We start from the raw sequence: 25996 nt of genomic DNA on the forward strand, positions 1-25996 counted from the left end.
AATAATGTCATAAGGTAAAGGTACTGCAAAAGTATTAAAAAACAAACAAAAAAACATGACTTATTTAAAGGAGGAACGGTTATGAAGTTTAGAAAGTATGCAGCAATTGCACTGGCAGGAGCTATGTGCATGTCATTACTCGCAGGATGTGGAGATAAGAAGGATGATACATCTAAGGATTCCACAACAGCATCAAATGCAGAGGCAACATCAGGAGAGAGTACTGATACATCTGCAGAAGAGGAAAACATTAAAGCAACAATTACAGTATGGGGACCTGCCGAGGATCAGTCACCGGATTATGGTGAATGGCTTCAGGGAAGATGTGAAGCATTTAATAAGGAACATCCAAATTGGGATCTTTCATTTGAATATGGTACATGCAGCGAGGCAGATGCAGGAAAGACCGTAACACAGGATGTATCCGCATCAGCAGATGTATATATGTTCGCAAACGACCAGTTACAGACACTGATCGATGCAAACGCAATCTCGGAGTTAGGCGGAAGCACAGCAGACTATGTAAAGTCAACAAACTCACAGGCAGTTGTGGATTCTATCACAGTAGATGGAGGAATCTATGGTGTTCCGTTTACAACAAATACATGGTTTTTATACTATAACAAGAAAGTATATTCAGACAGCGATGTAAAGAGCCTTGATACAATGCTTGAAAAAGGAAAAGTTGCTTTTCCTCTTACAAACAGCTGGTATGATGCAGCATTCTATCTTGCAAACGGATGTACATTATTCGGTGATGGTACAGATAATGACGCAGGAATCAACTTTGGCGGAGATAATGGAAAGGCTGTTACAGATTACCTTGTAGATCTTGTAGCAAATAAGAATTTTGTAAATGATGAATCCGGTGTCGGTATTTCCGGTATGACAGATGGATCTATCGCAGCTATGTTTTCCGGTTCATGGGATTATAAGGCATTACATGATGCACTTGGTGATGATCTTGGAATCGCAGCTATGCCTACAGCCAAGATCGGCGGATCTGACAAGCAGTTACTTTCATTTGCCGGTTCAAAGGCAATCGGTGTAAATCCAAACTGTGAATATCCACAGGTAGCAGTAGCACTTGCCCTGTACCTTGGTAACGAAGAATCACAGCAGTCACATTATGAAGCAAGAAGCATTGTTCCTTGTAACACAAATCTTTTAGAGAGTGATACGGTAAAGAATGATGCATTAGTAACAGCTCAGAACGATACCTTTAACAATACATCTATGATCCAGCCATTTGTACCTAAGATGAGTAACTTCTGGACACCGGCAGAGAATTTTGGTAAGGCACTCTTAAACGGTGAAGTTACACATGATAATGCTGCTGAGCAGACAGAAGCATTCAATACATCATTGAACACAGATGTAGCAGAGTAAAAATAAACAGTTCATAAGATAGAGTGTTCCATTTCCACAGGGGTGGTGGAACACTTTATTTTATGAAAGAGACGTAAAAACGCAACATTTACTTTGAGACGGAGGTGTCAGGATGGCTGAAGCGACAGTAAGCAAAAAGAAAAAAATAAGACGAAGTGATTATCAATATACTGTTTTCAAGGCCATGAGAAATGGTGACTGGATCACCAGATTATCGTTCCTGATCATGGGATTCGGAAACATTGTCAGAAAACAGTTTGTAAAAGGTTTATCATTTCTGGTACTTGAAAGCATATTTATTTATTTCATGATAAAAAACGGTGCATCCCTTCTGACCGATTTCTTCCATCTGGGAGGAGCAGAACAGGAGAAGGTGTGGAATGATGCAAAAGGCATATTTGAATATACACAGGGTGATAATTCCCTTTTGATGTTATTATATGGAGTAGCCACGGTATTTATCATATTTGCATTTGTATGCCTCTGGGTAGTCAGTGTCGAGAGCGCATATCGTGCACAGTGCCTGCATGATGCAGGGAAGAAAGTTCCGGGATTTACAGATGATATTAAGAGTTTATTTGATAAAAACCTTCATATGTTTCTGCTTCCACTTCCGGTACTCGGGATTGTTGTCTTTACGATCTTGCCGCTCGTATTCATGATCTGTATGGCATTTACAAATTACAGTAAGCTGGATTCCCATACGGTATTGTTTAACTGGGTAGGACTGAAAAACTTTGCCAAGATTTTGAATTTTAATGACGCAGTCGGAAGTACATTCTGGTCCGTTCTCGGATGGACGCTGGTATGGGCGGTTGCTGCGACATTTACCAACTATATCTTCGGTATGATCCTTGCAATGGTCATCAATCGAAAGGGAACAAGATGTAAGAGTGTGTGGAGGTCGATCTTCATGTTATCCGCAGCCGTTCCACAGTTTGTATCCCTGCTTTTGATGCGTACGATCTTCAGTCAGAATGGTATCGTAAATACCTTATTACTGAATCATCATATCATCGACAATGCAATTCCGTTCTGGAGCAATGCAACCGTTGCCCGTATCATGGTTATCGTGATCAATATCTGGATCGGTATTCCGTTTACCATTATGCAGGTGACCGGTATCTTACAAAGTATACCGGAAGATATCTATGAGGCCGCAAAAGTGGATGGAGCCGGACCGGTGAAGATCTTCTTTAAGATCACACTTCCATATATGTTATTTGTAACAGCTCCGTATCTGATCACGACTTTTGCAGGTAATATTAATAACTTTAATGTAATCTATCTTCTGTCAAACGGAGCACCGATTCCGGTTGGAAAGACAGCAGGAAAGACCGATCTTCTGGTTACCTGGCTCTACAAGCTGACAGTTGATAATCAGTATTATAATCTGGGTGCGGTTATCGGTATCATGACATTTATCGTTCTTGCGATCGTATCTCTGATCACCTATCATAATACAACATCTTATAAAGACGAGGAGGGATTCCAGTAATGACTAAAACAGGTAAGAAAATAAATGGAAAACAGAAGCTTACACCATCGGATATCGTTGTTCATATTATACTGGTAATTCTTTCTGTGATCTGGGTAATCCCGATTCTGTGGATCGTTCTGATCAGCTTCCGTGGAGAAAAAGGACAGTATGTTTCTACATTGCTGCCAAAGGCGTATACTCTTGGCAATTACACAAAGTTATTTACAGATACCGGTATCCTGAATTTTCCGAAGATGTTCATGAATACTTTGATTATTGCGATTTTCTCCTGTATAATATCTACAGTATTTGTATTGGCGATGTCATACTGTATGTCGAGAATGCGTTTCCGACTGAGACGCCCATTTATGAATGTAGCATTGATCCTTGGTATGTTCCCGGGATTCATGGCTATGATTGCAGTTTATTATATCTTAAAGGCGATCGGACTGTCAGAAGGATCCTTGATCCGTGTTGCACTTATCCTGGTTTATTCCGGTGGTGCAGGCTTACAGTTCTATATTGCAAAAGGCTTCTTTGATACGATTCCGAAGTCGATCGAGGAAGCAGCTTATCTGGACGGAGCAACCAGATGGCAGTCGTTTACTAAGATCATTATTCCGTTAAGCCGTCCGATCATTGTATATACGGTTCTGAATTCCTTTCTTGCTCCTTGGATTGATTTCGTATTTGCAAAGGTTATCTGCCGTGCAAATAAGGATTACTATACCGTATCTATCGGACTTTGGAATATGTTAGAGAAAGAATATGTGTATCCGTGGTTCAATTCCTTTGCAGCCGGTGCGGTGCTGATCTCAATTCCGATCATCATTCTGTTCATGTTTATGCAGAAGTGTTATCGTGAGAGCTTCTCCGGTGGTGTAAAAGGTTAAGGGATCATATGATTATTTGCTTATAGTTTGGTTGAAACAGAGGAATGTATATGATTACAGGTTCGTATTTAAAAAAGATTATTTCATGTGTGCTGATTATAAATTTATTGATCTTATGTGGATGCGGTGATTCCGGGGCTACCCCCTCCACCCGGGAGAATGCAGAGACAAAAGAAGAATATGAAGCTGCGTTATATACAGCCCGCACGACACCTTACGGAAAATATCCGGAACAGCTTACCTACACACTGGGTAAGCTGTCCGGAGCAAATAATTCCAATCTCCCGGATGGCGAGACGTATGAAAATAATGCTTATACAAGGCTGTTGAATGAAAGGCTAAATGTTCAAAATCAGGATGTGTTTGAGGCTATGGATGAGCAATATACCGATAGTGTGACCATGGTGATCGCACAGAATGATCTTCCGGATGTGATGATCGTGGAGGATCTGGATGAGCTTCAGTATCTGGTGGATAATGATATGATCGCAGATCTGACAGACAGCTATAATAACTGTATGAGCGATACGATCAAGAATATATATGGAAGCTATGGTCGGGATATCCTTGATGTTGTAACCTTTGGCGGGAAGATCATGGCGATACCGGAAACGAATATCTCAGACGGACCGAATCTGATCTGGCTTCGTAAGGATTGGATGGATGCACTTGGGCTGTCCGCACCGAGAACACTCTCGGATGTAGAAGAGATTATAAGACAATTTAAAGAAAAAGATCCCGGACATAATGGGGCAGGAAATACCGTAGGGCTTGTATGTGATACCAGTCTCTGCGGCGGTTGTGGTTATAGCAGCGAATACACATTAGATATTATATTTGCTGCATATGGTGCATTTCCGAAACAGTGGATTTATGATGAGGACGGCAATGTTGTCTATGGTTCGGTTCAGCCGGAGGCGAAAGAGGCACTTGCCCATATCCATGAGTTGTATAAAGAGGGAATTCTGGATCAGGATTTTCTGATGCGGACGAGCAGTAACCTGATCGAGCTGATCGTGGATGGTCAATGCGGTTCTTTCTTTGGTCCCTGGTGGGCACCGAATAACCCGCTGATGCAGGCAGTGGAACAGAATAAAGATGCCGAGTGGCAGCCTTATCTGATCGCAACAGAGAAATCCGGACTTACCAGTTATCATACACAGAATCCTTCCGGTAAGTATATTGTAGTGCGTAAGGGTTATGAATATCCGGAGATTGCATGTAAGATTGTTAGTGTATTATTTGACTATTTGCGGTATAATGACAGAGACAATCAGGAGATTGTCGATTATTATAAAGAAAATGTAGACCCTACCGCCAGACCGTTTGCGATCAATGTAGATTATAACAATGCTTTACAGATCTGCTATGGAGAACTGAATCATGTATTTGCGGGGGACAAATCCGCAGATGATCTGAACGTACTGGAATATTCCTATTATGAGGCATGCGAATCCTATCTGAAGGATGCGGAGAATGCCAGTGCGGAAGATTGGGCGGCGTATACTTCCCGTATCACAGCCTGTAAGATCTTAAACGATGGAAGAACGAACAAAGTAGAGTCGTTATATTTTGGAGAAACGGAAACGATGGTTACAGACTGGTGGAGCCTTGAGAATCTGGAAAGTGACACCTATCTGAAGATTGTAACCGGTGAGAGTTCACTCGATGAATTTGACCGTTTTGTCGAGAACTGGTATCAGAATGGCGGTGAAACGATCACAAAAGAGGTACGGGCTGAGATAGAATAAGAAGTTTCCGATGTTTTTATACGGAGGCATATTAAGATGACAGAAAGAGAAAAAATGATAGCAGGATCCGTTTATGATCCATCTGATGATGAATTAATACGATTAAGACAGAATGCGCATCGGTTGAGTAAAGAGTATAATGACTGCTTTGAGACAGATGAGAAACGCGAGAAGATTCTGGCAGAGCTGATTCCGAATAAGGGTAAGAATGTATATCTTCAGGGACCGGTTCAGTTCGATTACGGTTGCTTTACCGAGATAGGCGAGAACAGTTATGCGAACTTTAATTTTACCTGTCTGGACTGTGCACCTGTTAAGATCGGCTGCAATGTATTTATGGGACCGAATGTTTCTCTGCTGACACCGATGCATCCGTTTCGTTTTCAGGAGCGTAACATTTATAAGAGGGAAGACGGCGTGTATACAGACCGGGAATATGCGAAGCCAATCACGATCGGAGATAACTGTTGGCTGGCAGGAAATGTAACAGTATGTGGCGGTGTAACGATCGGCAGCGGTTCTGTGATCGGAGCCGGAAGCGTGGTTACGAGAGATATCCCATCGGGAGTATTGGCTGCCGGAAATCCATGCAGAGTCATTCGCGAGATCACGGAGGAAGACCGTTTAAAGTAGAATTATATTGTTGAGAAAATGAAATGGGAGTCTGTCAATGAAAAAGTTGACAGGCTCTTTTTGAATCATTAAACTGAAAGAAGAGTAATTTTGCAAAGGAGTATGAAACATGAAAATAGGTATTTTAGGATATGGTAATCTTGGACGGGGTGTTGAGTGCGCGATCAAGCAGAATCCGGATATGGAGCTAGCAGCGGTATTTACCAGACGTGCACCGGAGACAGTATCGATATTAACAGAGGGAGCAGCTGTTTGTTCTGTAAATGATGTGGAGCAGTGGAAGGATAAGATCGATGTCATGATCCTCTGCGGCGGCAGTGCTACCGATCTGCCGGAGCAGACACCAAAGTATGCAGAGATGTTCAATGTTATAGACAGCTTCGATACACATGCAAGAATTCCGGAGCATTTTGCAAATGTAGATGCTGCCGCAAAGAAGAATGGTCATGTCGGCATCATCTCAGTAGGCTGGGATCCGGGTATGTTCTCTTTAAATCGTATGTATGCAAATGCGATCTTACCGGAAGGTCGTGATTATACATTCTGGGGAAAAGGTGTCAGCCAGGGACATTCCGATGCGATCCGTCGTGTAGAGGGTGTTAAGGATGGCAAGCAGTATACGATCCCTGTAGAAGCAGCACTGGAAGCAGTCAGAAATGGTGAGAATCCAGAACTTACAACCAGACAGAAGCACACAAGAGAGTGCTTTGTTGTATTAGAGGATGGTGCCGATCCTGTAAAAGTTGAAGAAACGATCAAGAACATGCCAAATTATTTTGCCGATTATGATACGACGGTTCACTTTATCAGTGAAGAAGAATTAAAGGCAAACCACAGTGGAATTCCTCATGGTGGATTTGTGATTCGTTCCGGTAAGACCGGCTGGAATCTGGAAAATAATCATGTGATTGAATACAGCCTGAAGCTGGATTCCAATCCAGAATTCACATCCTGTGTCATCGTGGCTTATGCAAGAGCAGCATACCGTCTGTACAAAGAAGGACAGAGCGGATGTAAGACTGTATTCGATATAGCACCGGCGTACTTAAGCGCAAAAGACGGAGCAGAGCTCCGTAAGAGCTTGTTGTAATTGCATAATTCATTAGATGGTGTCAAACATGTTGACTTTACCAATCAGGGAACGCTTCCGCTCGTTTCGTCCTGCAGCGGTACTAAGATGCCGCCTTTGCGCCATCAAGTACCGGCGGACTCAAATGTCCCTGTATTGGTAAATCAACATGCTTATACACCATCTAATGAATTGTGCCAGTACTTGTAATAAGGAGGATTTTAAGATGAGCGTTGTTTTGGATGAGATGAAGACGAGAAGAAGTATCCGGAAGTTCAAACCGGATATGGTTCCGGCAGATGTTCTGGATCAGATCATTGAAGCAGGAACATTTGCTGCAAATGGCAGAGGCTTGCAGTCTCCGATCATTATTGCGGTAACAAATAAAGAGATGCGGGATAAGATCATGGAGATGAACCGTAAGATCGGCGGCTGGGAGGAAGGCTTTGATCCGTTTTACGGAGCACCTGTTATATTGATCGTACTGGCAGATGCATCCTGTCCGACTGCTGTCTATGACGGAAGCCTGACGATGGGAAATCTGATGCTTGCCGCACATGATCTTGGAATCGGAAGCTGTTGGATCCATCGTGCAAAAGAAGGATTCGAAAGCGAAGAAGGAAAGCAGATCCTTGAAGGCCTTGGAATCACCGGCGACTATATCGGTGTCGGACATTGCGCACTTGGATTTACGGATGGAGCGTATCCTGATGTTATTCCAAGAAAGGATAACAGAGTATACTATATTCGCTAAGCAGTTATTGACATTCTGAAAAAATATGGTAGAATAGCCACGAAAACGAATGAAGTGGATTTTTCCGGATAATAAATAAGTCATCTTTTCGCCACACAGCTATAAGTGAAACCATTTATAACTGTGTGGCGTTTTTATGTAGAGAGGGAGAAATGTATGAACGAAGAATTTATGAAAGAACGACCGGTGCTGCCGCTGCTTTTGTCAATGGCACTTCCGATGATATTATCGATGTTGGTCAATTCTCTGTATAACATTGTGGACAGCTTTTTTGTAGCGAAGATCAGCGAGGATGCGATGACAGCTCTGTCGCTTGTCTTTCCGATCCAGAATTTTGTAAATGCGGTAGCCATCGGTTTTGGCGTGGGAATCAATGCGGTGATCGCGTTCTATCTCGGCGCAAAAGAACCGGACAAGGCAAATGCAGCAGCGTCAAAGGGCACTCTTCTTTCTGTTGTTCATGGTGTGATCATGACAGTAGTCTGTATTCGGATCATGCCGGGATTTCTGCGAATGTTCACATCGAATGAGATGGTTGTTCAGATGGGAATTCAGTATTCGATGATCGTATTTGCATTTTCTGTTATTATTTCCATTGATCTGTCATTTGAGAAGATTTATCAGGCAGTTGGAAGAATGGTTGTTACAATGGTCGGACTTGGCGGTGGATGCCTGATGAACATTGTATTAGATCCCCTATTGATCTTCGGTATCGGACCATTCCCGAAAATGGGAATCCGGGGCGCGGCACTTGCAACCGGACTTGGACAGGTGTTTACCCTGTTGATCTATCTGTTTGTCTATGTGTTCCGTCCGATATCCGTAAAGATCGGCAGACGATATCTGCATACGGAGGATTATCTGACAGGGAAGCTGTATGCGATCGGTATTCCGGCTATTCTTAATATGGCGCTTCCGTCCCTGCTTACAACTGCACTGAATGCGATATTAAGTACCTATTCACAGATCTATGTCGTGATCCTTGGAATCTATTATAAATTGCAGACATTTTTATATCTTCCTGCAAACGGCATGATCCAGGGTATGCGTCCGGTAATTAGCTATAATTACGGAGCAGGAGAGCATAAGCGTGTCCGCAGCATTTATAATATTACACTTACGATCATTGGTATGATCATGGTATTTGGAACAGTGATCTGTCTGATCTTTCCGGATAAATTGATCGGAATGTTCTCGGATAATCAGGCAACGATCACGGAGGGCGCGACGGCACTTCGGATCATCTGTGCCGGATTTATTGTTTCTTCGGTATCCGTGACTTCATCCGGTGCATTAGAGGGACTTGGTAAGGGTACGCCATCATTGATGATCTCCCTGCTTCGCTATGTGGTTGTCATCATTCCGGCAGCATTTGTACTCAGTCGTATCTTTGGTGTTGTCGGTGTCTGGAATGCGTTCTGGGTAGCAGAACTGATAACAGCAGTTGCCGCACTTTTCATTTACCGACAGGCAGTTAAGAGAAAAAGTTAAGATTTCATAGATTGCACAGTTGCATGAAAAAGAAGATAATAAAAGAAGAAAGAAGGATTTATATGTGGTTTGTATTTGCATTGTTGTCGTCTGTATTTGCGGCATTGACATCAATTCTTGCAAAGGTAGGTATTGACGGAGTAAATTCGAATCTTGCAACAGCGATCCGAACAGCAGTTGTGCTTGTGATGTCATGGGGCATGGTGTTCCTGACACATACACAGTCCGGAATCAGCGCGATCGGGAAGAAAAGCTGGTTGTTCCTGATTTTATCAGGACTTGCAACCGGAGCATCGTGGTTGTGTTATTATAAAGCACTTCAGATGGGAAATGCATCCAAGGTAGTACCAATCGATAAATTAAGTGTCGTTATTACATTGATTCTTGCATTTGTATTCCTGCACGAAGAATTCACGATGAAGTCGATTATTGGCTGTGTACTGATCGGACTGGGAACTTTGTTGATGGTGTTATAAATAGATTAAGATAAGAGCGCAGGCGGCACAGATAAGGTGTATATTTTAGTAGAAGTCCGGATATGGCAGAAATGCTGTATCCGGATTTTTTTATGGTTAAACTTGTTTTCCCCGCTGATATCCGTTACAATCAAACATGGAGAGACGGCGGCAATATATTAAGATATACATGTTATTCTGTTCTGTCAGGAAAGGAGATGGGACATGGATAACGAATTAATATATTCCGCTGATGCGACATATCAGAAAGCACAGTATGATGCCAGTGCCAAGCGCCTGCTAGGACAGAAGATCATATTGGCGCATATAATGATACGGGTAGTAGATGAATTTAAAGGCATGGATGCAGAGACGGTCGCTTCGCTGATCGAAGGTGAACCATATATCAGTCAGGTTCCGGTAGAACCCGGACTAACGAACAAAGAAATGGTGGATTCCGGAACCGGTGAACGGATTGTCGGCCTTAATACAGAAAGCTTCGAGATCGATGAGGGAAAGGTATATTTTGACATCATTTTCTATGTGCGGATGCGGGATGGACTGGCAAAAATGATCATCAATCTGGAAGCGCAGAAGGATGAACCGACAAAGTACTTTATCTTAAATCGAGCAATCTATTACACTGCAAGGTTGGTATCTTCCCAGAAAGAGCGGGAATTTACAGGTTCCGACTATAACGAGATCAAACAGGTGTATTCCATCTGGATCTGTATGAATATGAAAGAGAACAGCCTAAGCCATATCCATATGGTAAAAGATGATCTGCTTGGAGATCAGGACTGGAAAGGAAATCTGGATATTCCTAATATCGTGATGATTGGGCTGGCGAAGGAGATTCCACCAAAGGAAGAAAGATATGAACTGCATCGATTACTTGGAACACTATTGTCGCAGACAATGACGGCAGAACAGAAATTGAAGCTTATGAAACAGGAGTATGACATACCGGTAGACAGACACAGTATAAGGGAAGAGGTGAAGATCATGTGCAATCTGAGTGAAGGCGTAGAAGAAATGGGATATGTAAAGGGCGAAGCCGCTGGTATAGCGAAAGGAAAAATTGATATTATCCTGAAAATGCATAAAAAAGGCTACAACTTAGAGCAGATCATGGATGTAACCGAAATGAGCGAAGCTGAAATTAAGGCAATCATAGGATAAAGACATAAGCAGAACAGGTAACATGTATATTTTAGTAGAAGTCCGGATATGGCAGAGATGCTGTATCCGGACTTTTTTATAGGTAAAATTCAACTATATAAACAAAAAATGAGAAAAATTCTGTGGACTATTGACAGCCGTTTTTTTTTTTTATAATGTTTATGCTTTTTTACAGGCATCGGGGAATTATGCATACAAATGAAGAAAAAGCAACGTAACTTATGGAAATTATAGTATAAGAGAAAAGGAGAGAGATGAATGAAAATGATGCAAAAGAAGTTAAGAAGCCTGATCTATGCAGGCGTGGGATTGATTTTATGTGTATTGCTGTGTGGCGGGATCGGTATGACTGCACAGGCGGCAAAGGAAAAAACATACAATGGCTTTACCTATGAAGATCATGGATATGGAATTGTAATTACCGGTTATAAAGGGAGTAAGACGGAGCTTGTGATTCCGGAAAAGATTGCCGGAAAAAAAGTAGTACAGATAGGATACAGAGCATTTGAAAATTGTGTTGATTTAGTCAGTATAACAATACCGGAGGGTGTAACAACGATAGATATGTATGCGTTTAGTTATTGTAAAAAACTGAGCAGAGTATCATTGCCGGAGAACTTGACAAATATAGAAACATGTGCATTTGAGGGATGCAAAAGCTTAACCGGTATAACATTACCGGAGAGCCTGACACATATAGGTATCTGGGCTTTTGCTTCTTGTTATAGCTTAACAAATATTACCATACCAAAGAATATACAGAGAATAGGTAATAATGCATTTTCGTATAGTGGTTTAAAGAGTGTTATTTTAGAAGAAGGTATAACAAAAATAGATGATCAGGCATTTGAGGGATGCAAAAATTTAGTCAGTATAACAATACCGGATAGTGTAACAAGTATAGGCTACAATAATTTCACTGATTCTGTTGGGAACATAAGTCTTGGAAGTATAATTTGCAACAAAGGTTCTTTTGCATACAAATATGCAAAAGAGCGTAATATAGCAATCAAATTAATGCCTGGACCGGCGAAGAAAGGCACAACATTAACTGTTTCATCTAAGAAGCTCAAAGTAAAGGTAACCTCATCTTTCAGGAAGAATCCGACCGTTACAGTTACGAAGTTTACCGATAATAAAGCCAAGAATCTTACAATTCCATCTACTGTAAAGGTGAATGGTGTAACCTATAAAGTAACTGCAATTTCGGATAAAGCATTCAAGGGTAACAAGAAGCTGACGACAGTTGCGATCGGAAGCAATGTAACAAAGATCGGTAAAGAAGCATTCTCCGGTTGCAAGAACCTGAAGAAGATCACTGTTACGGCAGGAAAGCTGAAGACTATCGGTAAGAATGCATTTAAGGGAATTAATAAGAAAGCAACCATTACTGTGAAAGGAACAAAGAAAGCAAAGACAGCTTTAAAGAAACAGTTGAAAAAGAAATCCATCGGCTATGTAAAGACATGGAAAATTAAATAAAAAATCCTAAAAAGGATAAGCAGGAGGATGAAGGAGAAATGATACAAAAGAAGATAAGAAGCCTGATTTATACAGGCTTGTACTTAGTTCTGTGCGTATTGCTGTGCGGTGGAATCGGTAAGACTGCACAGGCGGCAGAGTCGAAAACATATAATGGTTTTATGTATGAAGAAAAAGAAAGTGAAATTACTATTACCGGTTATGTGGGGGATAAGACGGAAGTTGTAATTCCGGGGGAGATTAATGGTAAGAAGGTAACAACTATAGGAGACAGGGCATTTAATGATTGTACCGGTTTAACCAGTGTAACGATACCGGAGGGAGTAACAAGTATAGGAGATGATGCATTTTCGTTATGCGTAAAGCTGACCAGTATATCGTTACCAAAGAGTTTAACAAGTATAGGTAGTTGGGGATTTTCTGCTACCGGGCTGACCAGTATCACTATACCCGAAAATGTAAGAAGTATAGGATGTGAGGCTTTTTATGCATGTAAATTAAAAAAAGTAGTATTGCCGGAGGGAATAACAAGAATTTCCAGTAGAACATTTGCTATGTGCAGCAATTTAACCGATATAACGATACCTGATAGCGTAACAAGTATCGATGAGGGAGCATTTTGTGGCTGCGATAAGTTAGATTCTATTGTTATACCGGACAGTGTAATTGAAATTGATGTAAGAAAAAAGGGCGAGCCTTTGAACGTAAATCGGTGGCCTGCTTTTAGCAGAGGTGTTACGATTATCTGTAGTAAAAATTCCGCAGCATATAAATACGCAAAGGACAATAATTTACCAATCAAATTATTGTCCGGGAAAGAGAATCCATCAGATGATTCAAAACAGAATAATATAACTCCGGCGAAGAAAGGTACAACCCTTACCGTATCTTCCAAGAAGCTTAAAGTAAAGGTAACTTCATCTTCTAAGAAGAATCCAACTGTTACAGTGACAAAGATCACGGACAAGAAAGCCAAGAAGCTTACCATCCCGGCTACAGTAAAAGTAAAAGGTGTTACTTATAAGGTAACTGCAATATCAGATAAAGCATTTAAGGGTAACAAGAAGCTGATAACAGTTACAATCGGAAGTAACGTGACGAAGCTCGGTAAAGAAGCATTCTCCGGCTGTAAGAACCTGAAGAAGATCACAGTTACAACAGGAAAGCTGAAGACCATCAGTAAGAATGCATTCAAGGGAATTAATAAGAAAGCAACCATTACTGTGAAAGGCACAAAGAAAGCAAAGACAGCTTTAAAGAAACAGCTGAAAAAGAAATCCGTCGGATACGTAAAGACGTGGAAGATTAAATAATAGTATATCAATGCGGGATTTGTAAAAGCCGCAGAGCGATTGCAATTTATTAAAAGAGAGAAAGTGAAATATAAGATGATTTCACTTTCTCCTGACAAACGGTAAGGAGATGAATTAATATGAAACAATTTTTTAAGGCACACGCCATTTGGATTGGGCTGCTTGCAGTTCTGTTAGGATGCATGCTTTGTCCGAGTCAGGCAGATGCAAAGACGAAGACTTATCAGACACAGGACAACTATTATGGAGGCGGAAGTTGTTCTGTAGTGATCAGTAAAAATAAGGTTTACTATTCCATAACGGAGACAGGTAAAATCTTTTGCTATGATATCAAAACAAAAAAGACAAAAACAATAGCGAAAACAAATGGAAAAGGATTCTACAGATTAAAGAAAAAAGGTAATTATCTGTATGCAATTTATGACAATCACCGTGGATCTGACGGATCGGACAGATATATTGTACGCGTTTCCATTAAGAGTGGCAAAAAAACAACGCTTGCAAAAGGCGACAATTATGTATTAGCCGGAAAGAAAATTTACTATAATAAAACTAAGTTTATTAAGTCTGGATCTTACGGATACGAACAGTCGGCTGGTATATATTCAATGACACTCTCAGGAAAAAAGAAAAAGAGAGAAAAATCGGTTACTTTTAATAACCATCGTTATTCAAAAACGCCTATTAAGAATTCAAAAGGTTCTGTTGCAACCAGAGGATACAGTAAAAATGGTTATTATTTTTCAAAATCATTATGGTTTACTACATCAAAGGGAAAAGCAACAGAAATCTACAACATGTATAAGGATAAAAATGCATCCAATTATGGAAACATTGAGTATTTTACGTTGCAAGGTGATTACATTGTGTATAAAAAACATGACATATATAGCAATGCCAAGCTGGTTCTTGTAAAAACGAACGGAAAGGGTGAGAGAGTTATATATTCAGCACCTTCAGTAAGCGGCTGGTAAATCAGAGATTATCCTGAAAATGCATAAGAAAGGCTACTCCTTAGAACAGATCATGGATGTAACCGAAATGAGTAAAACTGAAATCAAGGCAATCATAGGATAAGAACATAAGCAGAACAGATAACATGTATATTTTAGTATTAAAGAATAGTTTTATAGTGAAGGCATAAGTAAGCAGGACCGGTATTATATGACGTGGTATAATACCGGCCCTTTTTGCCAGAAAATCATTGACAAAGAACCTTTTCAGGTCCTATAATTTTGCCTAGCATTTTAGTAGGTTATTTAGGAGAGATAGACATGTTAACACAGTTTTCCCGGACAGAATTATTGCTTGGTAAAGAAGCAATGGACAAATTGGCAAATTCAAAAGTAGCGGTATTCGGCGTTGGAGGCGTTGGCGGATATGTATGTGAAGCATTGGCACGAAGCGGTGTCGGTTCCTTTGATCTGATCGACGATGACAAGGTATGCCTGACAAACCTGAACCGCCAGATTATTGCCACCAGAAAGTCTGTGGGGAAATATAAAACAGATGTTATGAAAGAACGGATTCTGGACATAAATCCGGATGCTAAGGTCGAGATGCACAAATGCTTTTTCCTGCCGGAAAATGCAGATGAATTTCCATTTGACTCCTATGATTATGTTGTAGATGCAGTAGATACGGTTACGGCTAAGATTGAGCTGGTGCTCCAGTCACAGAAAAAAGGAGTGCCGATCATCAGCAGTATGGGCGCAGGAAACAAGCTGGATGGCAGTATGTTTCAGGTAGCAGATATTTATAAGACAAAGGTATGTCCGCTTGCAAAGGTTATGCGTCGGGAACTTAAGAAGCGTGGCGTGAAAAAGTTAAAGGTTGTATATTCGGAAGAACAGCCGGTAAGACCACTTGAGGATATGTCGATCAGCTGCAGAACACAGTGTATCTGCCCTCCGGGAACACAGCACAAATGTACAGAGCGGAGAGATATTCCGGGCAGTGTGGCGTTTGTACCATCTGTAGCAGGACTGATCATTGCAGGTGAAGTGGTAAAAGATTTGTGCAAAGAAGAAAGGCAGCGTGCATATGAGCATTACAATAGCGGAATTAAAGAATCGAAATAAAGACAGTTATCGGTTGATCGATATCCGGGATGCCATTGAGATCTCTCATGGGGCAGTGCCGGATGCGATTGCGGTTCCTGCGGAAGAAATAGAGACAAGCAGCGAGGTGGATAAGGACAAGCTGCTTGTTATTTTCTGTGCGAGAGGCGTAGTCAGCATCGACGTAGCGGAGCATTTGAAAGAAAAAGGATATCAGGCAGAGAGTCTGGAAGGCGGTTATGCTGCATGGCTGTTAGATGTTATGAGCAAGCCGGAGGAGCAGAACAAGGCGAAGGATGTTGAGCTGAGCCTGCGTAAGAAATTCAAGAAAAGCATCTGGTCGAAGTTCACCAAGGCGATCAACACATATGAGCTGGTGAAGCCGGGAGATAAGATCGCAGTATGTATTTCCGGTGGTAAGGATTCCATGCTGATGGCGAAATGTTTTCAGGAATTGAAGCTGCATAACAAATTTGAATTTGAAGTTAAGTTTCTGGTTATGGATCCCGGTTACAGTGAGACGAACCGGAAGGTTATAGAAGAAAATGCAAAAAGTCTGAATATCCCGATCACGATATTTGAATCGGATATATTTGAATCGGTGTTTACGGTAGAGAAGTCACCATGTTATCTGTGTGCACGAATGAGACGAGGACATCTGTATCATTTTGCACAGGAGCTTGGCTGTAATAAGATTGCACTTGGTCATCACTATGATGATGTAATTGAAACCATATTGATGGGTATGCTGTATGGTGCACAGGTACAGACGATGATGCCGAAGCTTCACAGCACGAATTTTGAAGGGATGGAACTGATCCGACCGTTATATCTGGTGCGTGAGGATGATATCAAGGCATGGAGGGACTATAATGGTCTGCATTTTATCCAGTGTGCATGCAAATTCACGGACACCTGTACGACTTGTAATAACGAGAATCGTTCGAAACGTGTTGAGATCAAGGAACTGATTCAGACTTTGAAGCAGGTAAATCCTTATGTGGAAGGGAATATTTTCAAGAGTGTGGAAAATGTAAATCTGGACACGGTTGTTGCATGGAAGCAGCACGGAGAGAAGCATCATTTTCTGGATGCATATGACAGGAAAAATATCTGTACAGAAAATGATCCAAAGGAATAATGTAACTATTTGACAATAAACAAGATAGGAAGAGGAAATACAAATGAAAAGCAGACAAATCAGAAATTCACTCCTGTTAGTTCTTACGGCATTTATTTGGGGAACCGCCTTTGTGGCACAGAGTAAAGGCGGACAGGCACTGGGACCATTTTCTTTTAATTGTATACGAAGTCTGGTTGGAAGTGTAGTATTGCTTCCGGTGATCAGGTTACTTGATAAAATTAATCCAAGTAATAAGAAGCCGAAGACAGTCGCAGAACGGAGACTGTTATGGATCGGTGGTTTGTGCTGCGGAATGGCATTGTTCTTTGCAAGCTCGGCACAGCAGCTTGGTCTGTATTATGGCACTCCGGCAGGAAAGGCCGGTTTTCTGACGGCTTGCTATATTCTGCTGGTTCCGATCCTTGGTTTGTTTTTAAAGAAAAAATGTGGTTGGAATATCTGGCTTGGAATGGTGATCACGATTGTAGGACTTTATCTTTTATGTATGACAGCGGGGGCGCTATCATTTCAGAACAGTGATCTCTTTGTATTGCTCTGTGCATTTTTGTTTGCTATACATATTCTGGTGATCGATCATTTTTCACCATTGGTTGATGGTGTACGGATGTCCTGTATCCAGTTCCTGGTTGCCGGGGTACTCAGTGCATTTCCGATGTTCTTTTCAGAGATGGGACATTCGGCAGCAGGAATAGCAGCATGGCTTCCACAGTTACAGTCATGGGATGCATGGGTTGCAATTCTGTATGCCGGTGTGATGTCGAGCGGTGTTGCTTATACCTTGCAGATTATTGCACAGAATGGACTGAATCCGACGCTGGCATCTATGATCATGAGTCTGGAATCTGTATTTTCAGTACTTGCCGGCTGGGTGATCCTTGGTGAGGTGTTGACCGCCCGCCAGCTCCTTGGCTGCCTGTTGATCTTTATTGCGATCATCTTCGCACAGATTCCTGTGGGGGAGAAGAAATCCTGACAATAAAAAAGAAACAGCCTGTACAGCATCTGGCTATGAGAAACACGCATGACTTCCTTCTTTTCGACTTATCTCCGATCTGCATGGAACGCCGGACACGATAAAATCGTTGTGCCCTCTGTTCCAGCATCGGAGCGTTGAAAATCAGTCGTCTATGCTATGGTTTCTTCATAGTCAGATGCTATACAGGCTGTTTCATTTTAATATGAAACTCGTTTGTACATTATTTCTTCTTCTTTTCTTTCAGAATCTTCTTAATGGAATATTTCTCTAACGAATCCTCAAATATCTCACGGAGTGGTCGAGCATTTTTCATAGCAAGGAAGAAATGTGATTTTTCCTTACGGAGCTCAGCTTCCTCTAACAGATGCTGTTTGAGTTCGTCAATCTTAACGACGATTTCATATTCGGCAGCCAGCTTACGTATCTTAACGATAAGGTTGAAGGAGTAAACGATATCAATCAGGAACACGCCGTAGAAGAATCCAATAAAGAATGAAAATGCAAGGTTTCTGGATAACCAGTCAAGTGCTGATAAAACATGTGGATGGATCAGCAGGTAGTAGGTCGCGCCGAGAACTGCCCAGAAGAATGAAAACAGTGGACAGATGATTCCCTGAATATTGCCCCATCGGTCTGTGTAGTCCCAGAGTTTTACATTCATTCCCTTAATGAAGATCAATCCGGTGATGTATTCGATCACGGTCATAGCGATCGCCATAAATACAAATAAAACAATCTTCTCAATGATTGGATGTTCATCCAGAAATGACAGGTTAATAGATGCTAGCATATACAAGACGCATAGTCCTGATCCATATAGCGGAAGGTAAGGACCGACCAGAAAGCCGGGATTTACCCATTTCTTTGTTGTTCGACCATTTGGAGAACAGAATCTGCGGAAGAACAATTCAATCACCCATCCGATCAGACTTCCGATAAAAAATAAAAACAATAATACAAGAGCTTTATTCATAATATTTCAACCTTTCTGATTTATATTTTTCCATAGAATTATGGCTTTTTTTTCATTGATACAAATTGTGACATATCGCGGCCATAAAGTCAATAAATTAAATGTGCTCAGGCTTTTTGTGCTGAAATAGATGGTAATCTTTCTCAATATGCGGTATACTTACTGTGCATTCTTTAACAAAAAATGAAAACATAACAGACAAAGGAGAAAATTGTCATGAATATAAAAGAGATGCAGGATGAAATAATGAGAATAAAGAAGGAAAAGGATATTTGTATTCTTGCACATGCCTACCAGAGCCATGATATCTGGGAAGTAGCTGACTATGTAGGAGATTCCTTTGGCCTTGCACAGAGAGCAGCGGAAGCACCTCAAAAGACTATGATCATGTGTGGTGTGCGTTTTATGGCAGAGACTGTAAAACTGTTATCACCGGAAAAGACAGTATACCTGCCGGAGCCGGATGCCGGATGCCCGATGGCAGACCAGATCGACTATGATCTGTTAGCTGCCCTTCGTGAAAAGAATCCGGATTATACAGTTGTGGCATATGTGAATACTACAACAGAAGTAAAGACGTTGAGTGATGTCTGTGTTACATCTTCTTCGGCAGTAAAGATCGTGAAGAATATGCCGGAAAAGGATATCTTATTTATTCCTGACTGTAATCTCGGTTCATGGGTAAAAAAGCAGGTACCGGAAAAGAATATTAAGCTGGTGTCGGGCGGCTGTCCGACACATGTCAGAGTAACCGTAAAAGATGTAGAGAAAGCAAAAGCAGCTCATCCAAATGCATTACTTCTGGTACATCCGGAATGTTTAAAGGAAGTAACGGAGCTTGCAGACTATGCCGGAAGTACAACCGGAATTATGGATTATGCAGCAAAGAGTGATGCAAAAGAATTCATTATCGGTACGGAGAACAGTATCGTGTCACACCTTCAGCTTGCACACCCGGAGAAGCGTTTCTATGCATTGTCTAAGGATTGTGTATGCCACAACATGAAGATGACGACACTTGGTGATGTCTATAACTGCGTGGTAAATGGTGAGGGCGAGAGCATTACCCTTACAGAGGAGACAATGCAGAAAGCCAGAAAGAGCATCGATGCGATGCTGCGCCTTGGCTAGAAGCCGGACGATCACTGTATTTCATATAAACAAAAATAGCAGGAAAAAATGCGAAACTTACTTTGCTTCGATTGGTTTTTATATGCACGGGATTTCGGACACGATAAAATCGTTGTGTCCTCCATCCCGGCACAAAACCATCGAAACGCAGGCGTTTTCGCAACATTTTCCTGCTATTTTGTTTATTATATAATACGGTGATCTGCCTAAGCTATTCAACAATCGATTGCGTATGCCACGGTCGCTTCCGTTATGGTTTTATCATACGATATGGTCGTGCTTTATTATATATTATTCTGGTGGTTGGAGGAGCTAAAGATAAATAGCAGGAAAAAATGCGAAACGCAGGCGTTTTCGCAACATTTTCCTGCTATTTTGTTTATTATACAATATGGTGATCTGCCCGAGAGGTCAGTTTACATAATCTGATATCTGGTATTTGCATATGCGACATATTGATATGGTCAGTTTGGATATAAAAAAAAGTTTAAAATTGAATATTTCAATATGGTCAGATAATTTTATAATAAATCCTAGCAGGTTTGTAGTGAATCTGTTCGTGATTTTGAGTAGTGATATTCAAGGATGAATATGTTACAGATAAATACACACATCAAATGAAAAAAGGAGTTACGATTATGGCAAACAGACAGTATGAATTAAACAAAGAATTGGCACAGATGTTAAAGGGTGGCGTTATCATGGATGTAACAACACCGGAGCAGGCAAAGATTGCAGAGGCAGCAGGTGCTTGTGCAGTTATGGCACTGGAGCGTATTCCTGCTGACATCAGAGCAGCAGGTGGTGTATCAAGAATGAGTGATCCTAAGATGATCAAAGGTATTCAGGATGCAGTATCTATCCCTGTTATGGCAAAGTGCCGTATCGGACATTTTGTAGAAGCTCAGCTTCTTGAAGCAATCGAGATCGATTACATTGATGAGAGTGAAGTTCTTTCACCTGCTGATGATGTATATCACATCGACAAGACAAAGTTCAAAGTACCATTTGTATGTGGTGCTAAGGATCTCGGCGAGGCACTTCGTAGAATCAATGAAGGTGCATCCATGATCCGTACAAAGGGTGAACCCGGTACAGGTGATGTTGTTCAGGCGGTAAGACATATGAGAATGATGAACAGCGAGATCGCACGTATTTCTTCTATGCGTGAAGATGAATTATATGATGCAGCAAAGGTTCTTCAGGTTCCATATGACCTTGTATTATATGTACATGAGCACAAGCGCCTTCCGGTTGTAAACTTCGCAGCAGGCGGTGTTGCTACACCGGCAGACGCAGCTCTTATGATGCAGCTTGGTGCTGAAGGCGTATTCGTTGGATCTGGTATCTTCAAGTCAGGAAATCCGGAGAAGCGTGCAAATGCCATCGTTAAGGCTGTTACAAACTTCACAGATGCAAAACTGATCGCTGAATTATCAGAGGATCTTGGTGAAGCTATGGTTGGTATCAATGAGAGCGAGATCGAACTCCTTATGGCTGAGCGTGGTAAGTAAAATATCAGACAGACAAATAGATGCGGATATCGTAATGATGGATGATCGACATAAGCGAAAGGATGAACAGACACGATGAAGATAGCAGTATTAGCGGTTCAGGGCGCATTTATCGAACACGAGAAAATGTTAGAGAGCCTTGGAGCAGAAACAATAGAACTCAGACAGAAAAGTGATCTGGAACAGGATTTTGACGGTATCGTTTTGCCGGGTGGCGAAAGCACTGTTCAGGGTAAGCTGTTAAAAGAGCTTGATATGTATGATGCATTAAAAGAAAAGATCGAACAGGGCATGCCGGTTCTTGCAACCTGTGCGGGACTGATCCTTCTTGCAGAAGAACTGTCCAATGATGATAAACGTCATTTTGCGACCCTTCCGGTCTGCGTAAAGAGAAATGCATATGGCAGACAGCTTGGAAGCTTTCATTATGATGGCGAGATCAAAGGTCTTGGAGTATATCCGATGGAATTTATCCGTGCACCATATATCGAGAGCGTAAAGCCGGGTGTTGAGGTATTAGCCGAGGTAGATGGTCACATTGTAGCGGTAAAATATCAGAACCAGATCGCACTGGCATTCCATCCGGAGCTTTCCGATGATACCCGTATTCATCAGATGTTCTTAGACATGATCAAATAAGGACAATAAAAGTAAACAATAAGATAACGGTATTTATTATTGAACAGGTTGACTGTACGATAATAAATACCGTTTTTTATTGTCCATATATAAGAACTATGTGATATCCCGCCCTGCGCCTGTCCTTATAGAAATGCCATTGCGAGGATTTCGTTATGAACTGCACATTGTTGAATTCGAGTAAGCTACACTAACCTCAAACTACGCTCACGCTTGTTTTCGCTAAGTGTACTTACATGGCACGCACTAACCTCAGACTTCGCGCTAACGCTCGTCTTCACTAAGTGCTCCGCTCAGCCGAAGGCGAGTTAGCACAGGAGTATTTACGAATTTAACATGTGCAGTGAGTAGAAAACGCAGCACGGCATTTCTATAAGGACAGGCACAGGGCGGGATGCCATAGAGTTTTTGTCTATCTATAGAATGTAAAAAACTTGCATAATGCTTTCTTCCCACATATAATATTTAATAACTATGGTATCGCAAGGTGGGTTGTGATGCCGGCAGGAATAATGTGAAGGGCGGTTTGCTATGCTGACATATGCACTGGAAAATCGAGGAACAGATACGTTATATGAATATCTGTACAAGCAGATCAAAACAGATATTTTGTCTAAGAAGCTTGTAGCAGGGGAACGTTTGCCATCGAAACGTCTGCTTGCAAAAAATCTGAATGTCAGCACGATCACCGTGGAAAATGCATACAGTCAGTTGGTTGCCGAAGGATATATTTATTCGATTCCGAAAAGCGGTTATTATGTTACGGACATTTCGGCAGATCTGATGAAGCCGTTGCCGGAGCGACCGGCGAAGCAATTTGAAAAGCCGAAAGAAAAGAAAACATATTTTGCGGATTTTGCCAGTAACTCAACGGTAGAGGATGCGTTTCCATTCAGCATCTGGTCAAAGCTTTTAAAAGAAGTGATGGCGGAAAACAGCAAAGAGCTGATGTCCAGATCACCGTCCAAGGGTGTCTATGAGCTGCGAAGCGCGGTAGCAGGCTATCTGTATCAGTTCCGTGGTATGGATGTGAAGCCGGAGCAGGTCATCATAGGAGCCGGAACAGAATATCTCTATGGTCTTATCATTCAGCTGCTTGGCTATGACAAATGTTATGCGGTCGAAGATCCGGGGTATCAGAAGATATCGAGGATCTATCAGGCACAGAATGTATGCTGCAAATTTGTGGCAATGGATGAAAATGGGATCAATATGGAGGCTCTGGAAGAATCTGGTGCAGATGTACTTCATATTTCGCCGGCGCATCATTTTCCGACCGGACTGGTAACACCTGTCAGCAGGAGATATGAATTGTTATCTTGGGCATCCAGAAAGGACAACCGCTATATCATCGAAGATGAATATGACAGTGAATTTCGACTGGTTGGCAAGCCGGTACCTACACTTGAAAGTATCGATGTGGGCGAAAAGGTCATCTATATCAACACATTTTCCAAGAGCCTTTCCTCTACGATCCGTATCAGTTATATGGTTCTTCCGGAGAGTTTGATGCGGCGATATGATGAGATGCTCAGCTTTTATGCATGTACGGTGTCAAATATCGAGCAATATACACTTGCAAGATTTATCACCGATGGTTGTCTGGAAAAACACATTAACCGCATGCGTAATTATTACAGAGAACAGCGGGATCTGGTACTTGCATGCATTAAAAAATATATGAATCCGGACAAGATTCGTATTCGCGAAGAGAATTCAGGGCTGCATTTCCTGTTGGAGATTGATACGAATTACAGTGATGAGCGGTTGCGGAATAATGCCGAAGCAAGAGATATTCACATTTCATTTCTCAGCCAGTATTATAGAAATACCGAAAATGCCAGATATCATACACTGGTCATTAATTATTCCGGTATCATGCCGGAGCATATAGAAGAAGCAGTCAGAAGATTGATTGAAAGTATCGAATAAAGAGTGTGCGGATGTTAATATAAGGAACCATATAAGGAGGAATCATATGAAGATATCGTTTGATACAATCGCAGAATCAGCGATCGAGAATTTTAAAGGGGGAGAAGGAACATTCCATGTGCATATGTTTCAGGATATGAATAACAAGATCATGAGGGGCAGACTTGTGCCTGGTTCATCAATCGGAACACATATGCATGAGACAAACAGTGAAATCATTTACGTACTTTCCGGTGTTGGAACGATGGAGTATGAGGACACCAAAGAGAAGTTGTATCCGGGCGACTGCCATTATTGTCCGCAGGGAGCGACCCACAGCCTGTCAAATGAAGGCAGCGAAGACCTCATATTCTTCGCCGTAGTACCTGAACACGAGCACTAGAGTCGTACGCTTCGCATAATCACTAATGCCTGTATATATATCTTTATTCCGCAGAACACTTTCGTTCTATCCTACTCTGTATAACTTCGAACTAACCTCGGCAAAACCTCGCTAAGGTCTCAGTTATCACGTAGCGGTACTAAACTCCTCACCTTACGGTGATTCGTTAAGGACCGACGTTCCGGATAGGTCTGCTGCATAAAATATATATACAGGCATTTATGATTATACGAAGCTGTGTGTGGCTATCCAGTATCAATTTTCAGATGGGGCATACTATTATGAAGCAAGCCTGTCCGAATGTCAGTACTTAGGTAGCGTATTTTGCTACCTTATGTACTGCTACATGAGGATAGAACGAGAGTGTCTTGCGGAATAATAGGTATGCTCCATCTGAAAATGTCACTGTACAGCCACCACCTCACACACTGTGAGGACGTTGCCGTTGATGTGGAAGCGCACGTCGAAGCCTGCGAAGGCGACGCCATATCTGCGGTCGGGATCGTGCTGGTAGCCGGGACGCGGATCTTCTGCAAGAATGCCGATCAAGGCAGGACGCTTGGCTTCCGGGATCATTGCCAGAAGCTCCGGCGGAAAGATGACATCCAGTTTTTCCGTATGAATGTGTTCGGTAAAACCGCCGGTGGCATCCGGGTGGCAGTCCGTATATGGAATATAAGGTTTGATATCATATACAGGAGTACCGTTTAAAAGATCGACACCGGAGATATGCAGGATCGGACCATAGTCATCGGTATATTCAATTCCTGTCAATTTTACAGAAGACAGACCTATATTATTTGGGCGGAACGGCGATCTGGTCGCGAATACGCCCATTCTTTTATTGCCGCCAAGTTTTGGCGGCTTTACTGTTGCACTCCAGTTCTCCCGTTTGGCTTTATGGAATTCCCACAGGATCCAGATGTGGGAGAAATCCTCCAGCCCCCGGAAGGCTTCCGGTTGCCTGTATTCCGGCAGAAAAACGACCGTTCCGGTCAGTTCATCCACCAGACCGCTCTGTCTGGGAATTCCGAATTTTTCCTGAAAATCTGTATATACATGTCCGATGATATTCATATCGTTCTTTTCTTTATCCTTTCGTAAAACGAAATTGTATCTGCTGTTCATAGTAACATGAATATTTTTTATTTTCCATAGAAACTCATAAAGTGCTTTTCTTCATAATTTTACATTTCTTCCGTTTACACAAAGTTTTTACTTTTCCTTTACTTTGGGATGGTGATGTATTTTACATAGATGCCGTATGATAATCCTGCGATCCGGAAAAGGGCGCGCGATCCGGTTTCGCAATTTACATAATTTTGAATGGATCAGAAAGATGAACGATTCTGA

Annotated in this window: 24 protein-coding genes; 22 read left to right on the plus strand and 2 right to left on the minus strand. The window is 41.7% G+C overall.

Annotation, left to right across the window (positions count from 1 at the left end):
* The first annotated feature begins 81 nt into the window (after positions 1–81).
* The 17 genes from LK416_01090 (at position 82) to LK416_01170 (ending at position 18069) form a co-directional block, all read left to right on the plus strand.
* Entirely contained in the window at positions 82–1389 is a 1308-nt protein-coding gene (locus LK416_01090) for an extracellular solute-binding protein (protein ID UEA74803.1), read from the plus strand.
* Between the two features lie 112 nt (positions 1390–1501).
* Positions 1502–2887 carry a sugar ABC transporter permease gene (locus LK416_01095; GenBank protein ID UEA74804.1) on the plus strand — a complete coding sequence of 462 codons (1386 nt, stop codon included), beginning with the start codon at positions 1502–1504 and terminating at the stop codon, positions 2885–2887.
* Positions 2887–3762, plus strand: coding sequence for a sugar ABC transporter permease (locus tag LK416_01100; GenBank protein UEA74805.1), 876 nt, complete (start codon positions 2887–2889; stop codon positions 3760–3762). Before LK416_01095 ends, LK416_01100 begins: the two co-directional genes overlap by 1 nt.
* A gap of 50 nt (positions 3763–3812) precedes the next feature.
* Positions 3813–5513: an extracellular solute-binding protein gene (locus tag LK416_01105; protein UEA74806.1), complete on the plus strand. Its 1701-nt coding sequence runs from the start codon at positions 3813–3815 to the stop codon at positions 5511–5513.
* Positions 5514–5549: 36 nt separating this feature from the next.
* A complete protein-coding gene (locus LK416_01110; protein UEA74807.1) occupies positions 5550–6146 on the plus strand; it encodes a sugar O-acetyltransferase in 597 nt (198 codons plus the stop codon).
* A gap of 109 nt (positions 6147–6255) precedes the next feature.
* On the plus strand, positions 6256–7236 hold the full coding sequence (locus LK416_01115) for a diaminopimelate dehydrogenase (GenBank protein ID UEA74808.1): 981 nt from the start codon (positions 6256–6258) through the stop codon (positions 7234–7236).
* Between the two features lie 205 nt (positions 7237–7441).
* Positions 7442–7969: a nitroreductase gene (locus LK416_01120; GenBank protein UEA74809.1), complete on the plus strand. Its 528-nt coding sequence runs from the start codon at positions 7442–7444 to the stop codon at positions 7967–7969.
* A 156-nt stretch (positions 7970–8125) separates the two neighbouring features.
* A complete protein-coding gene (locus tag LK416_01125; protein ID UEA74810.1) occupies positions 8126–9460 on the plus strand; it encodes an MATE family efflux transporter in 1335 nt (444 codons plus the stop codon).
* A 62-nt stretch (positions 9461–9522) separates the two neighbouring features.
* Entirely contained in the window at positions 9523–9936 is a 414-nt protein-coding gene (locus LK416_01130; protein UEA74811.1) for an EamA family transporter, read from the plus strand.
* Between the two features lie 62 nt (positions 9937–9998).
* On the plus strand, positions 9999–10148 hold the full coding sequence (locus LK416_01135; protein UEA74812.1) for a hypothetical protein: 150 nt from the start codon (positions 9999–10001) through the stop codon (positions 10146–10148).
* Positions 10141–11097 (plus strand): Rpn family recombination-promoting nuclease/putative transposase, encoded by a 957-nt coding sequence (locus tag LK416_01140; GenBank protein ID UEA74813.1) that lies wholly within the window; start codon positions 10141–10143, stop codon positions 11095–11097. The genes LK416_01135 and LK416_01140 overlap by 8 nt, the downstream gene beginning before the upstream one ends.
* Before the next feature lie 258 nt (positions 11098–11355).
* Positions 11356–12579: a leucine-rich repeat domain-containing protein gene (locus tag LK416_01145; GenBank protein UEA74814.1), complete on the plus strand. Its 1224-nt coding sequence runs from the start codon at positions 11356–11358 to the stop codon at positions 12577–12579.
* A gap of 38 nt (positions 12580–12617) precedes the next feature.
* The gene (locus LK416_01150; GenBank protein UEA74815.1) at positions 12618–13892 is read left to right on the plus strand and encodes a leucine-rich repeat domain-containing protein; all 1275 of its coding nucleotides are present in this window, start codon (positions 12618–12620) and stop codon (positions 13890–13892) included.
* Between the two features lie 119 nt (positions 13893–14011).
* Positions 14012–14866, plus strand: coding sequence for a hypothetical protein (locus LK416_01155; GenBank protein ID UEA74816.1), 855 nt, complete (start codon positions 14012–14014; stop codon positions 14864–14866).
* Between the two features lie 300 nt (positions 14867–15166).
* A complete protein-coding gene (locus LK416_01160) occupies positions 15167–15973 on the plus strand; it encodes a tRNA threonylcarbamoyladenosine dehydratase (protein ID UEA74817.1) in 807 nt (268 codons plus the stop codon).
* On the plus strand, positions 15936–17093 hold the full coding sequence (locus tag LK416_01165) for an ATPase (protein ID UEA74818.1): 1158 nt from the start codon (positions 15936–15938) through the stop codon (positions 17091–17093). Before LK416_01160 ends, LK416_01165 begins: the two co-directional genes overlap by 38 nt.
* 43 nt (positions 17094–17136) lie before the next feature.
* A complete protein-coding gene (locus LK416_01170) occupies positions 17137–18069 on the plus strand; it encodes a DMT family transporter (GenBank protein UEA74819.1) in 933 nt (310 codons plus the stop codon).
* A 223-nt stretch (positions 18070–18292) separates the two neighbouring features.
* Here the strand turns inward: LK416_01170 and LK416_01175 are convergent, their stop codons facing one another.
* On the minus strand, positions 18293–19045 hold the full coding sequence (locus LK416_01175) for a putative ABC transporter permease (protein ID UEA74820.1): 753 nt from the start codon (positions 19043–19045) through the stop codon (positions 18293–18295).
* Between the two features lie 216 nt (positions 19046–19261).
* Here LK416_01175 and nadA point away from each other — a divergent pair, with 216 nt between their 5' ends.
* The 5 genes from nadA to LK416_01200 all read left to right on the plus strand — a co-directional run bounded on the left by nadA (position 19262) and on the right by LK416_01200 (position 24643).
* On the plus strand, positions 19262–20176 hold the full coding sequence (gene nadA, locus LK416_01180; protein UEA74821.1) for a quinolinate synthase NadA: 915 nt from the start codon (positions 19262–19264) through the stop codon (positions 20174–20176).
* Positions 20177–20814: 638 nt separating this feature from the next.
* On the plus strand, positions 20815–21690 hold the full coding sequence (pdxS, locus tag LK416_01185; GenBank protein ID UEA74822.1) for a pyridoxal 5'-phosphate synthase lyase subunit PdxS: 876 nt from the start codon (positions 20815–20817) through the stop codon (positions 21688–21690).
* Between the two features lie 75 nt (positions 21691–21765).
* Positions 21766–22329, plus strand: coding sequence for a pyridoxal 5'-phosphate synthase glutaminase subunit PdxT (gene pdxT / locus LK416_01190; GenBank protein ID UEA74823.1), 564 nt, complete (start codon positions 21766–21768; stop codon positions 22327–22329).
* Between the two features lie 531 nt (positions 22330–22860).
* Entirely contained in the window at positions 22861–24261 is a 1401-nt protein-coding gene (locus LK416_01195; protein UEA74824.1) for a PLP-dependent aminotransferase family protein, read from the plus strand.
* 46 nt (positions 24262–24307) lie between these two features.
* On the plus strand, positions 24308–24643 hold the full coding sequence (locus tag LK416_01200; GenBank protein UEA74825.1) for a cupin domain-containing protein: 336 nt from the start codon (positions 24308–24310) through the stop codon (positions 24641–24643).
* 402 nt (positions 24644–25045) lie between these two features.
* Here LK416_01200 and tsaA read toward each other — a convergent pair whose 3' ends face one another.
* The gene (gene tsaA, locus LK416_01205; GenBank protein UEA74826.1) at positions 25046–25720 is read right to left on the minus strand and encodes a tRNA (N6-threonylcarbamoyladenosine(37)-N6)-methyltransferase TrmO; all 675 of its coding nucleotides are present in this window, start codon (positions 25718–25720) and stop codon (positions 25046–25048) included.
* Positions 25721–25996: the final 276 nt, after the last annotated feature.

It is taken from the genome of Lachnospiraceae bacterium GAM79 (genome assembly GCA_020735665.1).
Taxonomy (GTDB): Bacteria; Bacillota; Clostridia; order Lachnospirales; family Lachnospiraceae; genus Coprococcus.

Bases quoted from the DNA above. Each gene is read 5' to 3' on its own strand.
- LK416_01090 (UEA74803.1), top strand. From the start codon at position 82: ATGAAGTTTAGAAAGTATGCAGCAATTGCACTGGCAGGAGCTATGTGC.
- LK416_01095 (UEA74804.1), top strand. From the start codon at position 1,502: ATGGCTGAAGCGACAGTAAGCAAAAAGAAAAAAATAAGACGAAGTGAT.
- LK416_01100 (UEA74805.1), top strand. From the start codon at position 2,887: ATGACTAAAACAGGTAAGAAAATAAATGGAAAACAGAAGCTTACACCA.
- LK416_01105 (UEA74806.1), top strand. From the start codon at position 3,813: ATGATTACAGGTTCGTATTTAAAAAAGATTATTTCATGTGTGCTGATT.
- LK416_01110 (UEA74807.1), top strand. From the start codon at position 5,550: ATGACAGAAAGAGAAAAAATGATAGCAGGATCCGTTTATGATCCATCT.
- LK416_01115 (UEA74808.1), top strand. From the start codon at position 6,256: ATGAAAATAGGTATTTTAGGATATGGTAATCTTGGACGGGGTGTTGAG.
- LK416_01120 (UEA74809.1), top strand. From the start codon at position 7,442: ATGAGCGTTGTTTTGGATGAGATGAAGACGAGAAGAAGTATCCGGAAG.
- LK416_01125 (UEA74810.1), top strand. From the start codon at position 8,126: ATGAACGAAGAATTTATGAAAGAACGACCGGTGCTGCCGCTGCTTTTG.
- LK416_01130 (UEA74811.1), top strand. From the start codon at position 9,523: ATGTGGTTTGTATTTGCATTGTTGTCGTCTGTATTTGCGGCATTGACA.
- LK416_01135 (UEA74812.1), top strand. From the start codon at position 9,999: ATGGCAGAAATGCTGTATCCGGATTTTTTTATGGTTAAACTTGTTTTC.
- LK416_01140 (UEA74813.1), top strand. From the start codon at position 10,141: ATGGATAACGAATTAATATATTCCGCTGATGCGACATATCAGAAAGCA.
- LK416_01145 (UEA74814.1), top strand. From the start codon at position 11,356: ATGAAAATGATGCAAAAGAAGTTAAGAAGCCTGATCTATGCAGGCGTG.
- LK416_01150 (UEA74815.1), top strand. From the start codon at position 12,618: ATGATACAAAAGAAGATAAGAAGCCTGATTTATACAGGCTTGTACTTA.
- LK416_01155 (UEA74816.1), top strand. From the start codon at position 14,012: ATGAAACAATTTTTTAAGGCACACGCCATTTGGATTGGGCTGCTTGCA.
- LK416_01160 (UEA74817.1), top strand. From the start codon at position 15,167: ATGTTAACACAGTTTTCCCGGACAGAATTATTGCTTGGTAAAGAAGCA.
- LK416_01165 (UEA74818.1), top strand. From the start codon at position 15,936: ATGAGCATTACAATAGCGGAATTAAAGAATCGAAATAAAGACAGTTAT.
- LK416_01170 (UEA74819.1), top strand. From the start codon at position 17,137: ATGAAAAGCAGACAAATCAGAAATTCACTCCTGTTAGTTCTTACGGCA.
- LK416_01175 (UEA74820.1), bottom strand. From the start codon at position 19,045: ATGAATAAAGCTCTTGTATTATTGTTTTTATTTTTTATCGGAAGTCTG.
- nadA (UEA74821.1), top strand. From the start codon at position 19,262: ATGAATATAAAAGAGATGCAGGATGAAATAATGAGAATAAAGAAGGAA.
- pdxS (UEA74822.1), top strand. From the start codon at position 20,815: ATGGCAAACAGACAGTATGAATTAAACAAAGAATTGGCACAGATGTTA.
- pdxT (UEA74823.1), top strand. From the start codon at position 21,766: ATGAAGATAGCAGTATTAGCGGTTCAGGGCGCATTTATCGAACACGAG.
- LK416_01195 (UEA74824.1), top strand. From the start codon at position 22,861: ATGCTGACATATGCACTGGAAAATCGAGGAACAGATACGTTATATGAA.
- LK416_01200 (UEA74825.1), top strand. From the start codon at position 24,308: ATGAAGATATCGTTTGATACAATCGCAGAATCAGCGATCGAGAATTTT.
- tsaA (UEA74826.1), bottom strand. From the start codon at position 25,720: ATGAATATCATCGGACATGTATATACAGATTTTCAGGAAAAATTCGGA.